The organism is Chania multitudinisentens RB-25 (genome assembly GCF_000520015.2).
GTDB classification, from domain to species: domain Bacteria; phylum Pseudomonadota; class Gammaproteobacteria; order Enterobacterales; family Enterobacteriaceae; genus Chania; species Chania multitudinisentens.
This window is the reverse complement of the sequence record NZ_CP007044.2, coordinates 328118-340350: the sequence shown is the minus strand read 5'-3', so window position 1 is coordinate 340350 and position 12233 is coordinate 328118. Positions and strand designations below refer to the sequence as shown.

The window sequence follows — 12233 nt, the reverse complement described above, 5'->3', positions numbered from 1 at the left end:
GAATGGACGCCTCCACCCACAGTGGCACCGATATGCCAAAGTGGAGGTATTGATCAACCACTCGAAGCAGGAGAGCGTCCACCATGAAGATCACAACCGTTGGTATTGATCTGGCAAAGAACGTATTTCAGTTCCATGGCATCAATGAACACGGCAAGGCCATACTGAAGAAACAGTACAGACGTGACCAGATAGCACCCTTCTTCATCAACTTACCCCCATGCCTGATCGGGATGGAGGCTTGTGCCAGCGCACATCACTGGGCGCGCAAGCTGCAGGCGATGGGTCACACGGTACGCCTGATGGCGCCACAGTTCGTCAAACCTTATGTCAAAAGCAATAAAAACGATGCGGCAGATGCTGAAGCCATCTGCGAAGCTGTGACAAGGCCGAACATGCGGTTTGTGCCTATCAAGACGATTGAGCAACAATCCGTTCTGGCAGTGCACCGTGCCCGTCAGGGTTTTGTGAAAGCGCGTACTGCCCAAGCCAATCAGATCCGGGGACTGCTCGGTGAGTTTGGACTCATTATCCCGCAGGGCATCGCCAGCATCGCCAAACGTGTCCCTGCACTGCTTGAAGAGGCCGCCGGTGAGCTGACCGGCCCCTTCCGGCAACTCATACAGCGACTGCTGGCGCATCTGAAAGAACTCGACAAACAGGTGGATGAACTGGAGAAACAAATCAGACTCTGGCATCGAACCAGTGAAGCCAGCAGCAAACTTGAGCAGATCCCCGGAATCGGGCCGATTACAGCAAGTGCACTGGTCGCCACACTCGGGGATGCAAAAAGCTTCGACAATGGACGGCAGGTTGCCGCCTGGCTGGGACTGGTTCCCCGACAGCATTCCAGTGGGGGTAAAAACGTCCTGCTGGGAATAAGCAAACGGGGTGATTCATACCTGAGGACAATGCTGATCCATGGCGCACGGGCGGTGATCTTCAGAGCGAAACAGACTGTAGACAAGAACAGCTGGCTCTACAAACTGCTGCAGCGGCGCAACCCTAATGTGGCAGCAATTGCACTGGCCAACAAAAATGCACGGATCGTTTGGGCATTGCTGACCCATGACAGAACCTTCCAGTCTGATTATATGCCTGCGCTTATATAACCAGGCTAGTCAGAGTAAATGGCGAATTAAGCTCATCAAATATAACCGGAGAATAGTTCCTATCCTACCGATTGCTCAGGCAGTCATGAAATGATGGCAAAACAGGTCAGACCGTGGTTGGCACAGCCCGCTATACCCCCGGCACACAAAGTGTGCGCATACCCAATTGAGGCGCCAGCCAGCACACTCCATTAGGGACAGCAGCAGCGGCTGCACGTAAAGTCCGGATGTACGGGTGCAATCTTTACCTTTATGCCGTCAGGAATTGAATGCTTGGCAAACTGGAGGCGTCCATGTACGGGGGTATAAAATAGCCTTGGCAGAAATGAAAATATATTCATATAAAATATTTAATTTATATTTTTTATGAAAAAATAATACTGGCTTTATATTTATCTTTCTTCTTTAAATATTTTTAAAGGCTGGCATTTTCTAATTTTTCATATACGAAAAATCAAATATATAATTGACTTTGGCCTTAAGAAGCATAAGATCACTCTTAGTATCTCGCTTTGGAGTCTTGATGGTGACACTCACGCCGCTACAGCTATTCAAAATCCTGTCAGATGAAACCCGTCTGAATACTGTTTTGTTGTTACGGGAGTCTGGGGAGCTTTGCGTTTGTGAGCTTTGTAATATGCTAAAGGAATCTCAACCCAAGATCTCTAGGCATCTGTCAATGCTCAGAGAGTCTGATATTTTGCTGGATCGCCGCGCAGGTAAGTGGGTTCACTATCGCCTGTCACCTCATATTCCTGCCTGGGCTGCAAACGTGATTGAACAAGCCTATCTCAGTCAACGAGATAAAATCGTTTTGTTGGCAGGTAATACGGCTATGGGCGGCAAGGCAGTTTGTTTCTGATACGTTAAAAAAATTTGCTTAGTTATATATGTTTTTTCATATGTGTTGGCAAAGAAAAACATAAACTAAACAATAGGAAGAAATCAATGAAAGCGTGTTTAGAGCATAAGCTGGCATTGTGTTGAGGAAGAATCAATCAGTATTGCGTGTTTGAGCCATTTGGCTGGCGGCGTTTAACTTTCCGGGTAAGAGTGTGCTCTTGCCCTTTTGGGGGCGTTATGTTGTTGGCAGGTGCTATTTTTGTCCTGACCATTGTACTGGTCATCTGGCAGCCCAGAGGGTTGGGTATCGGTTGGAGTGCAATGCTGGGAGCGGTTCTGGCCTTACTGACAGGTGTTGTTCATTTGGGTGATATTCCCATCGTCTGGCAGATTGTCTGGAATGCCACAGCAACCTTTATTGCCGTGATTATCATCAGCCTGTTGCTGGATGAATCAGGCTTCTTCGAATGGGCCGCACTGCACGTGGCGCGCTGGGGCAATGGCCGGGGGCGTTTGCTGTTTACCTACATTATCCTATTGGGGGCGGCGGTAGCGGCGTTGTTTGCCAATGATGGTGCTGCATTGATCCTGACACCGATTGTAATTGCCATGCTGTTGGCGCTGGGCTTCAGCCGTGGCGCAACCTTGGCCTTTGTGATGGCAGCGGGCTTTATTGCCGATACCGCCAGTTTGCCGCTGATCGTATCGAACCTGGTGAATATTGTTTCGGCAGATTTCTTTGAACTCGGATTTACTGAATATGCGGCAGTGATGGTGCCAGTTAACCTGGCTGCAATTGCCGCCACACTGGTGATGCTACATCTGTTTTTCCGCAAAGACATTCCGGCAGTTTACGATCTTTCCCTGCTGAACGCACCGAAAGAGGCCATTCGAGACATGAACACCTTCAAGAGCGGGTGGCTGGTGCTGGTTCTGCTGCTGGTCGGCTTCTTTGCCCTGGAGCCGTTAGGCGTCCCTGTCAGCTTGGTCGCCGCCGTAGGGGCACTGATTTTGTTCGCTGTTGCCAAGAAAGGGCATACCATTAATACCGGCAAGGTGCTGCGCGGTGCGCCCTGGCAGATCGTGGTGTTCTCGCTGGGCATGTACCTGGTGGTATACGGCCTGCGCAATGCCGGGCTGACCCACTACCTTTCCGCGTTGCTGAACCAGTTTGCCGAGCAAGGCTTATGGGCTGCCACACTGGGCACCGGGTTCCTGACGGCGTTTCTGTCTTCCATCATGAACAATATGCCAACCGTTCTGGTAGGGGCATTGTCGATTGATGGCAGTGCTGCCAGCGGTGTGATTAAAGACGCGATGATTTACGCCAACGTGATTGGCAGCGACCTGGGACCGAAAATTACCCCGATTGGTAGCCTGGCCACCTTACTGTGGCTGCATGTACTGTCGCAAAAAAATATGACCATCACCTGGGGGTATTACTTCCGGGTGGGGATTGTCATGACGCTCCCGGTGCTGTTTGTCACGTTGGCGGCACTGGCCCTGCGGTTATCCATTTCCCTGTGATTTTTTAAAACAACCATGCTAGTCGGTATGACTGGCTGGCGTTTCACTAAGAGAGCATCACGATGAGCAATGTGACTATTTATCATAATCCGGCCTGTGGAACATCGCGTAACACGCTGGAGTTAATCCGCAACAGTGGCACCGAACCCACAGTGATTTTGTATCTGGAAACACCACCAAGCCGCGACGTACTGGTGCAACTGATCGCAGATATGGGGATCACGGCACGGGCTTTACTACGCAAGAATGTCGAACCGTATGAGCAACTCGGGCTGGCAGAAAATCTCTTCAGCGATGACCAGTTAATCGATTTCATGCTGCAGCACCCCATCCTGATCAATCGCCCGATTGTGATCACGCCATTGGGAACCAGACTGTGCCGACCTTCTGAGGTGGTGCTGGACATTTTGCCCGATGCACAACGCGGGGCCTTCACCAAGGAAGATGGTGAACAAGTGGTGGATGCGCAAGGAAAACGTGTAGAGAAATAGAAAGATAACGTATTGAAGGCACGCGGTGTGTTGCGTGCCTTGTATCGCTGAATAGGTTATTCGCTGTCAGCCAACCTTTGTAGTTGAATCAACCCGACAGGGTCTGCTGACTGTTGAGGAACGACAGCGATCCGGTGGCCGTATTTCTTTTCAACCTCAGCAATCAGGGGCAGTTCCCGATTTGCTCGGGTAATCAGAAAGGGAGAGCTGGGCGCTGCAGCCGCCAGACTGTTATTGATTACCCATGCCCAGGGTTCAATCTCTGCCCGTCGCAGATCCTCCTGCAGATTGGCCGCTTCCAGTACCGGTGTGGTTTCTGCCAGCGTGACAATCACCACTTTCGTCTGCTCAGGGTCTTGAAGCTGCATCATGGGGGTTAAGGACTGTTCGCCACTTCGCCCCATCTGCCGAACCATTTCACGATGATAGGCACCGGTGGCATCCAGCAGTAGCAGCGTGTGACCTGTTGGTGCAGTGTCCATAATGACGAAATGGTCCTTGGCTTCTTTAATGATCCGCGAGAAGGCTTGGAAGACGGCAATCTCTTCGGTACAGGGTGAGCGTAAATCCTCCTCAAGAACAGCCAGCCCTTCAGCATCCAGTCCCTTCCCCTGGTGACTCAGAACAAACTGGCGATACTTCTCGGTCTCTACCTTCGGGTCTATCCGGCTGACGGTCAGGTTATTCAGGCTGCCATCCAGGGTATAGGATAAATGAGCCGCAGGGTCAGAGGTGGTTAAATGCACTTTATGCCCTCTTTGTGCGAGAGAAACTGCAATAGAGGCCGCAATGGTGGTTTTACCGACACCACCTTTACCCATGGTCATCACAAGGCCTTTTCCGGATGCACTCAATTCATCGACGAGTTGAGACAATTTAGGGGAGGTCAGATCCTGCTGATCAGCGCGGACGGTTTCCAGCCTTTCGCTACTGTTATCGGTGAACAGTTTGCGCAACGCCTCCAGACCGACCAGATTGAAGGGTTTTAATGGCAGTTGGCTCATTGGTAACGTGGAAAGATTCTTCGGCATGTCACTCAAGGCTTTCTTCTCTCGGGCAATGATGCTTTCGGCCAGCCTGTCATCTGTGGCCGCCTCGGCAGGCAAGATGCCATTGATTGCCAGATATTGCTGCTTCAGACCAATATTGTAGAGTTCCTCATAAGTGTGAGAGACCTCTTTCAGCGTTGAAGCCTGGGCTCGGGCAACCAGTACCAGACGAGTCAGTTCAGGGTTAGACAGTGCGGCAACCGCCTCAGCATACTGATCCTGCTGTTTCTCCAGCCCAATGAGCGGCCCCAGGTTCGCTGCAGCGTCAGGGTTGGCTTCAAGATAGCCTGACCACGCGCCGGGGAGTTCCAGCATCCGAATAGTATGACCGGTAGGTGCCGTGTCAAAAACGACATGGTCAAAATCACTCCGAAGAGAAGCATTGGTAAGCAGGCCCGTAAACTCATCAAAGGCGGCAATTTCAGTGGTGCAAGAGCCGGATAGCTGTTCTTCAATACTTTGTACAACGTCTTTAGGCATCACATCGCGGACCGGGTCTAACACGCGGTCTCGATAGGCCTGTGCCGCAGCCATCGGATCGACTTCCATCGCTGACAGGTTGGCCACCTTGGTGATGGCCACAATCTGATGGCCGATTTTTTGGTCAAATACCTGACCGACATTGGATGCCGGGTCAGTGCTGACAAGCAGCACCTTTTTGCCGCTGTCCGCCAGAGAAACGGCTGTCGCACACGCCAGCGACGTTTTCCCCACGCCCCCTTTCCCGGTAAAGAAAATAAAGGGTGTAATCCCTTCCAAAAAATTAATTTTCATACTGAACCTCTTCTCACGTTATCGCATTCTTACGGGGGTTACGGCAGGCGGGGAATACTGCAGCAGGAAGGTTGCTGAGTTGCGGTTGTTTCTGCTGTTAAGGGCGTATCGGTCCAACGGGCAAAATCGGCTCTGGTGGGGAGACGTCCTGCCATGACAACCTTCCCATCCAACAGCGTCAAGGGAAGAGAGTCCGCACCAGAAGTATTCAGGAATGACTTGACTACCTCGTTTTGCAGGAAGCTTTGTGGATTTTTGGACAGGTTATGACGGATAACATCCAGCCCATTATTCTTGCACCACTCGATATCGGTACTGAAAGTAATTGCGTCTTGATTAACAACGACGCTACTGGTTGCGCAGCAGCCAGCCGGTTCAAAGATTTCAATTTTTGACATTTTTTGATCCTCAATGAAGTTGTGGGTAGTCTTACATTGAGGTAAACGAATGAGGTCAAAAAAGGATTCACATTTTCAGAATATTTTTTTATCGCAGCAGACATGAGATCGCTCATCCATCTCGTTCGCGCAGAGCTCTATCAACTGTTGTTTGAGATGCTGTCTGGCCCTCAGGAGACGTGACTTAACCGCAGGAAGTGACAGATTCTTCAGTGCCGCAACTTCTTTTTGCTTATATTGTCGCAAGTCACAGAGCTCAATGACCTCACGCTCTTCCTGGCTCAACGTTTCAAGCACCACGGGCAGGCATTCTGTTAATGATGTGATGGCGGATGGGCTCTCTTCCTGAGAAAAAAGTGAATCGTCGAGCGCTTGGTAGGGTTTGGCTTTACGATGCGTATCAATTAACAAATGGCGAGCGCAGGTATACAGCCAGGCTCTGGGGTTTTGCATCTGGCAGAAGGTATCAGAGGCTGCCCTGGCCTTGAGGAAAAGCTCCTGCAGTAAATCGAAGGCTAAATCATTGTCCCCCGTTTTGGCTTTCAGGAAGCGGTGGAACTCAGTCTGATGCCGAGCCCAGAAGGTGGTCATACAACGATTAAACTGGTGGAGTGCTTTCATTGTTGGCCTAGATTTTCTGTTGATTAACGCGAGCCGACAGCGCCTCTGCGCTTTCTTTGCGCTCACTGTAACGATCAACGAGATAGTCTGCGTTGCCACGGGTGAGTAAGGTAAACTTCATGAGTTCTTCCATCACATCGACGATACGGTCATAGTAGGACGAGGGTTTCATACGCCCGTCTTCATCAAACTCCTGCCAGGCTTTGGCAACAGAGGACTGATTCGGGATCGTGATCATCCGCATCCAGCGCCCAAGGATACGCATCTGATTAACGGCATTGAACGACTGGGAACCACCACTGACTTGCATCACGGCCAGCGTTTTTCCCTGTGAAGGACGAACAGCACCGGCTGAAAGGGGGATCCAGTCTATTTGAGCCTTCATAATGCCCGTCATCGCACCGTGGCGTTCAGGCGAACACCACACCATGCCTTCAGACCACATCACTAATTCCCGCAGCTCCATTACTTTAGGATGTGTCTCGGGAGCATCATCTGGCAGCGGCAATCCAGACGGATTAAAAATACGCACATCCGCCCCCATTGCCGTCAACAAACGACCGGCCTCTTCTGTTGCAAACCGACTGTAGGAACGCTCTCTGACCGAACCGTACAGCATCAGAATACGGGGGGCATGACCGATTTTTTTACCGGAAAACCTGTCCTCTGAAATAGCCACATCCAGCAGGGATTGATCAACGTTATTTAATGTGGAAAGCAGGTTACTCATTTTGTCTTACTTCTCCTGACACAGACGGCCACTGGAACTAAAAATAATCAATTCGACTAAGTACGCTTATCGCTCTTGCTCGGCACAGCACTCCTCAACCAGAAAGGACACAATCTGGCTGAGCACTTCGTATTGCGGCACACAGTACAAAATACGACCCTCGCGGCGTTGTTGTAGCAAACCAGCGGAGACGAGGGCAGAAATGTGATGGCTTAAGGTCGAGTTGGGGATCTCCAACCGTTTTTGTAACTCCCCAACGGGAAGCCCATTCTCTCCAGACCTGACCAGTGCTTTGTAAATACTTAGCCGGGTCGGATGCCCCAGCTCCTTCAGGGCGTTTGCGACAGCTTCTAGTTTCATCTAGGCTCTCACTGCAAAAAAACTATATTTCTAGAATATTAGAAATAATCATGATTGTAAACTCACAGAATTTCTATCGTCCCCAATACATCACCGTAATCTGAATACGGCCGAGCCCCTGTTCCGCATTGATCGTCTGACGCGCCAGTGTATTAATTGTCTTCTATTCCGTCGTCAGTGCTCTGGCTGATGATCCTCTGGGGCACACGCCGTATTGCTCCAATAACAGATAAATGAACCGGAACACAGCGGCAGACAGCGGAACTAGACCCTGGGTATAAAATGCCTCCCGCCAGAAAGCACTGGAGCGATTGATCGACGCCACCGATCAATAAGCAGGAACTGATCGTCACAACCCATTTCACACCGTGACACCATTGCGCTAGGGTGAACCTGCATCAACGCCAGGGAATCAAAAACACCGAGCCCTGCACAGACAGGGCAATCACAGGCAGGGGAAAGCGGGCACTACGGAGGCTTGAAAAGCTGGAGTCCCTTTCCTTTTTGGCCTTTTATGGATAGGGCCGTTCCCCTTACTGCCCCTTCCATTCGCCTTTTAGTGCCTTTTTAAGGGGGTGAGTATGAGTCTGTCACGATGTGTTCGATAAAGATTACGCTGTACACAAAGTAAACGACATACCGCTTGATCGTGTTTCAAAGTTAACTTAGGGTGATCTGTACAGGAGCCGAAACTTCGACTCCTGAATGCGCGAGACCCGACAGTGCTGGACACACTGCCGGGCCTCTGACCACAACGTTATAGGAGCTAACGCTATGGCTGTCGACCAGCATACCCAATCCTGGGCAGAAAAAACATTTCCCGCTGCAGAAAACACCCTGCATCGCCTGAACGCATTCACTGAGACAGGGGGCAAAGATGCTTAATCTGATCAAACCTCCCGTGCTGGACCAGGAAGAACTCATTGAACAGTGCTTCGCATTAAGCTACAGCATGCAGCACGTCGAGCAGGCACCGGTGAAGGAATCTCTTTCCTTCATTCTGCTGGAGAAGATTTCTGCCCTGATTCTGCTGATGACAACGGAAACAGCAGAGTAAAGCAGAATCACACGCGGTTGTCTGGTGAGAGGAAGGTTAAAGCCTTCCTCTTTTTTATGATGGGTAGTGAAACGCCATCCAATAATCAAAATAAATATCTCTTGGTGCTAACCTTCACTTTTCCTGCCTAACCGGTTGACCTTGCTCACAATTTACCCTCTAATGCCGAAAGCGTAGCAAATATTCATAACCTTTCCGTATTTTCTACCCCCCGTCATGCCTATTCTAAAATGCCTCTCTGCCGCCTTCATGCTGGTGCTCTTTCTGGCGACAAATCCAGCATCAGCGGCTGCTTTGAGCTGGGTCAGCCCTTCGACAGGCTACGCGTTGGTCGGCGATACGGTCGAGGTTGCCCTGGCGTTTGACGGACTCGGCGGCACGCCCGGCAATGCCGTTTCCTATTTCAATTTCAATATCGGCTACGACACCAGCGCCTTTCAGTTTATAGGCGGCTCCTTTGGTTCAAATGGTTACAATCCGCTTGACCTCTCTGAAGCAACACCCATGGAATTCACGAGTGACATCGTTGATCTGGGTGGGCTGATTAACCTCTTTGCCCTGTCTGGCAACTCTCAAGGGGTACTTGACACCCTGCAGCCTTCGGATTTTATCGGCCTCACGCTGCATTTTATTGCGCTGGCAGTTGATCCTGCTGCCAGCATCACACTGGATGTCACTGACCCCGCTTTCTACGTTGGCAGTAGTGATAACTATGCCCCTTTGCCTGTCTCCATGGCTTCCCCCAGTCTGAATCTGCCGGTTTATGCCAGCGCACCGCCACCGATTGGCGTTGTGCCGGAACCCGCCATGGCAACATTGCTGATGATCGGGCTGATGGGGCTTGTCCGGCAGCGTCGTTCCCGCCGCATTTCATCTTTTGACTGCATGCACTGACCGTTCAGGTCAGAGCATTGTGTTGTCCCTGATTTCCTGTCTTGAGCGAGAGACCCTCCATGTCCCACCGCATCCTCCCCCTGAGCCTCACTGCCAGCGCGGCACTGCTTGCACTCGCCAGCCCCGCTGCTTCTGCCTGCTCCATCTGGTTTACCTCTCCCGCCCCCGGCACCGTCGTCACCACCCCGACCGTGACCCTGACCGGCTCCGCCTCGGGCTTTGCCAACCCCAGTGATATCGGTAACGCGGTGGCGACCGTCAATGGAAACGTCTTCTTCAACCAGACCGGCCAGTTTACCGCCCTGATCAATTTCCTGGGTTCAGGCGCGGCAACCGCCACCCTGCAACCCGGTGTCAACTTCCTCAATGTCAGCGGGAGTGTCTCGGGATGTTCAGCCTCTGATTCCATGGTGCTGTTTTATCAGCCGCCTCTGAATGAACCCGACCCCTCCAAAAACAGCGGCCCACCCGACACCTGTGCCGGTAACCCCCTCAATGTCGCCGTCGGTAACAAATACCAGCGTGAAACCGACCTTGCCCTGTCAGCTTCAACCCCACTCCAATTCTGGCGGGTGTATAACAGCGCAGTCACGTCTGCCGCCGGGCTGGGACAACGCTGGACACATACCTATGCAGCCGCCATTCAGACCGAATCTGCCAGCGCCAGCCGGATCGCAATTGCCCGTCCGGATGGACGCACGCTGTATTTTTCCAATACGGCAGGCACCTGGAAAGGCGATGCGGATATCACCGACCGCCTTGAGCGTCTGATCGCTGCCGGACAACCCTCCGGCTGGCGCTACAGCGTCGCCAAAGACCGCAGCATTGAAACCTACAACGTTGAAGGCCAACTGGTGTCGATTGCCACCGCAGAAGGCACGCTCCAGACCCTGACCTACACCGATGGACTGCTTACCCAGGTTCAGGATCAGCACGGGCGTACCCTTCAGCTTGCCTATGATGCAGAAGGCCGGATCATTTCACTGACCGATCCGCTCGGGCAACAGACCACCTATACCTATACCCCTGCCGGACTGCTCGCCAGCGTTCAGTATCCCGACACCACTCAGCGGCAGTACCACTACAATGAGTCTGCCTACATCAACGGCGGTGCTGTATGCAGTGGCAAATCCAGCGGATTCCCGACTGCGCTGACCGGCATCACCGATCAGACCACCACCCGCTACGCCACCTTCACCTATGACTGCCAGGGACGGGCGACCAGTTCAAGCCATGCGGGGGGCGTTGATCAGGTCAGACTGACCTTCAATACCGTCAACAGCACCGGCACCACCGTCACCGACGCCCTGAACAATCAGCGCACCTACGGCTTTAAAACCATCCAGGGCGTAGCACGGCGTACCACCGCCTCCCAGCCTGCCGGATCGGGCTGTGCCGCCTCAACCGCACAATTCGACTATGACGCCAATGGCAACATCACCGAAAAAATCGACTTCAACAGCACCAAAACCTGCAGCACCTTTGATCTGACCCGCAACCTCGAAACCGCCCGGGTGGAAGGTCTGCCAGCCGGAGAGAACTGTACAGCGGCTTTTGCTGCCGCCAGCCTCGGAACCAGCCAGCGCAAAATCAGTACCGAATGGCATCCCCACTGGCCGCTCGTCACAAAGCGGGCACAACCCAATCAGATCATTACCTCGGTCTATAACGGCCAGCCTGACCCAACCAATGGCAATACCATTCTCAACTGCGCTCCGGCAACCGCCACCCTGCCGAACGGGCAACCGCTGGCTGTTCTGTGCAGACAGATCGAACAGCCCACGCTAGACAGCGACGGCAGAAAAGGCTTCACGGCGGTTACAACCGGCAGCCCACGCATCACCGAATGGAGCTATAACGCGTACGGCCAGCGCCTGACCCGGCGTCTTCCGGACAACCAGTTCTTCACCTATGCGTATGCACCTGCCACCACTGCAACGCACACCCAGGGAGATCTCACTGCCATCACCGCGCCTGCCGGCCTGACAACCACTTACCCCCGTTATGACCGTGCCGGACGGCTCCTTGAAAGCCGGGACCCCAACAATATCCCCAGCCTGTTCACCTATGACAGCCTGGGCCGCCTGACGGAACAAACTGTGGCAGGTATGAGCACACGCTACACCTATACCCCTGTTGGACAACTGAACACGATTATTGAGCCGGATGGTATGACCTATACCCACACCTACGATGCGGCCCAGCGTCTGACGGGCATCACCGACAGCCTTGGTAACCGTATCACTTACACTCTGGACGCGGCAGGCAACCTCACCCGTGAAACCATTGCAGATCCGGCGAACACCCTGACCCGCGCACAGACCCGTTATTACGATGCCCTGCAGCGCGTTGAGCGCACCGTCCAGGGAGAATAATC

At 52.5% G+C, this 12233-nt stretch carries 12 protein-coding genes; 7 read left to right on the top strand and 5 right to left on the bottom strand.

Annotated features, from left to right (window positions below; translation table 11 throughout):
- The first annotated feature begins 83 nt into the window (after window positions 1–83).
- The 4 genes from Z042_RS01420 (at window position 84) to arsC (ending at window position 3973) form a co-directional block, all read left to right on the top strand.
- Complete coding sequence (locus Z042_RS01420; protein ID WP_024914299.1) at window positions 84–1112, top strand: IS110 family RNA-guided transposase; 1029 nt, start codon at window positions 84–86, stop codon at window positions 1110–1112.
- Window positions 1113–1635: 523 nt separating this feature from the next.
- Window positions 1636–1974, top strand: a complete 339-nt coding sequence (locus Z042_RS01415; RefSeq protein WP_024914300.1) for a metalloregulator ArsR/SmtB family transcription factor — start codon at window positions 1636–1638, stop codon at window positions 1972–1974.
- Between the two features lie 218 nt (window positions 1975–2192).
- Complete coding sequence (locus Z042_RS01410; RefSeq protein WP_024914301.1) at window positions 2193–3482, top strand: arsenic transporter; 1290 nt, start codon at window positions 2193–2195, stop codon at window positions 3480–3482.
- Window positions 3483–3544: 62 nt separating this feature from the next.
- Complete coding sequence (gene arsC, locus Z042_RS01405) at window positions 3545–3973, top strand: glutaredoxin-dependent arsenate reductase (protein ID WP_024914302.1); 429 nt, start codon at window positions 3545–3547, stop codon at window positions 3971–3973.
- Window positions 3974–4029: 56 nt separating this feature from the next.
- Here arsC and arsA read toward each other — a convergent pair whose 3' ends face one another.
- The 5 genes from arsA to Z042_RS01380 form a co-directional block, all read right to left on the bottom strand.
- Window positions 4030–5796 (bottom strand): arsenical pump-driving ATPase, encoded by a 1767-nt coding sequence (arsA, locus tag Z042_RS01400; RefSeq protein WP_024914303.1) that lies wholly within the window; start codon window positions 5794–5796, stop codon window positions 4030–4032.
- Window positions 5797–5834: 38 nt separating this feature from the next.
- A complete protein-coding gene (arsD, locus tag Z042_RS01395; RefSeq protein ID WP_024914304.1) occupies window positions 5835–6194 on the bottom strand; it encodes an arsenite efflux transporter metallochaperone ArsD in 360 nt (119 codons plus the stop codon).
- A 75-nt stretch (window positions 6195–6269) separates the two neighbouring features.
- Window positions 6270–6815 (bottom strand): sigma-70 family RNA polymerase sigma factor, encoded by a 546-nt coding sequence (locus Z042_RS01390; protein ID WP_024914305.1) that lies wholly within the window; start codon window positions 6813–6815, stop codon window positions 6270–6272.
- 7 nt (window positions 6816–6822) lie between these two features.
- A complete protein-coding gene (gene arsH, locus Z042_RS01385; protein WP_037407553.1) occupies window positions 6823–7545 on the bottom strand; it encodes an arsenical resistance protein ArsH in 723 nt (240 codons plus the stop codon).
- Window positions 7546–7611: 66 nt separating this feature from the next.
- Window positions 7612–7905: an ArsR/SmtB family transcription factor gene (locus tag Z042_RS01380; RefSeq protein WP_024914307.1), complete on the bottom strand. Its 294-nt coding sequence runs from the start codon at window positions 7903–7905 to the stop codon at window positions 7612–7614.
- Between the two features lie 877 nt (window positions 7906–8782).
- On the opposite strand from Z042_RS01380, the gene Z042_RS01375 reads away from it, so the two are divergent.
- The 3 genes from Z042_RS01375 to Z042_RS01365 all read left to right on the top strand — a co-directional run bounded on the left by Z042_RS01375 (window position 8783) and on the right by Z042_RS01365 (window position 12231).
- Window positions 8783–8962 carry a hypothetical protein gene (locus tag Z042_RS01375; RefSeq protein ID WP_024914308.1) on the top strand — a complete coding sequence of 60 codons (180 nt, stop codon included), beginning with the start codon at window positions 8783–8785 and terminating at the stop codon, window positions 8960–8962.
- Between the two features lie 216 nt (window positions 8963–9178).
- On the top strand, window positions 9179–9856 hold the full coding sequence (locus Z042_RS01370; protein ID WP_154666860.1) for a cohesin domain-containing protein: 678 nt from the start codon (window positions 9179–9181) through the stop codon (window positions 9854–9856).
- 59 nt (window positions 9857–9915) lie between these two features.
- Window positions 9916–12231, top strand: coding sequence for a DUF6531 domain-containing protein (locus Z042_RS01365; RefSeq protein ID WP_024914310.1), 2316 nt, complete (start codon window positions 9916–9918; stop codon window positions 12229–12231).
- Window positions 12232–12233 lie beyond the last annotated feature (2 nt).

Bases quoted from the DNA above. Each gene is read 5' to 3' on its own strand.
- Z042_RS01420 (WP_024914299.1), top strand. From the start codon at position 84: ATGAAGATCACAACCGTTGGTATTGATCTGGCAAAGAACGTATTTCAG.
- Z042_RS01415 (WP_024914300.1), top strand. From the start codon at position 1,636: ATGGTGACACTCACGCCGCTACAGCTATTCAAAATCCTGTCAGATGAA.
- Z042_RS01410 (WP_024914301.1), top strand. From the start codon at position 2,193: ATGTTGTTGGCAGGTGCTATTTTTGTCCTGACCATTGTACTGGTCATC.
- arsC (WP_024914302.1), top strand. From the start codon at position 3,545: ATGAGCAATGTGACTATTTATCATAATCCGGCCTGTGGAACATCGCGT.
- arsA (WP_024914303.1), bottom strand. From the start codon at position 5,796: ATGAAAATTAATTTTTTGGAAGGGATTACACCCTTTATTTTCTTTACC.
- arsD (WP_024914304.1), bottom strand. From the start codon at position 6,194: ATGTCAAAAATTGAAATCTTTGAACCGGCTGGCTGCTGCGCAACCAGT.
- Z042_RS01390 (WP_024914305.1), bottom strand. From the start codon at position 6,815: ATGAAAGCACTCCACCAGTTTAATCGTTGTATGACCACCTTCTGGGCT.
- arsH (WP_037407553.1), bottom strand. From the start codon at position 7,545: ATGAGTAACCTGCTTTCCACATTAAATAACGTTGATCAATCCCTGCTG.
- Z042_RS01380 (WP_024914307.1), bottom strand. From the start codon at position 7,905: ATGAAACTAGAAGCTGTCGCAAACGCCCTGAAGGAGCTGGGGCATCCG.
- Z042_RS01375 (WP_024914308.1), top strand. From the start codon at position 8,783: ATGCTTAATCTGATCAAACCTCCCGTGCTGGACCAGGAAGAACTCATT.
- Z042_RS01370 (WP_154666860.1), top strand. From the start codon at position 9,179: ATGCCTATTCTAAAATGCCTCTCTGCCGCCTTCATGCTGGTGCTCTTT.
- Z042_RS01365 (WP_024914310.1), top strand. From the start codon at position 9,916: ATGTCCCACCGCATCCTCCCCCTGAGCCTCACTGCCAGCGCGGCACTG.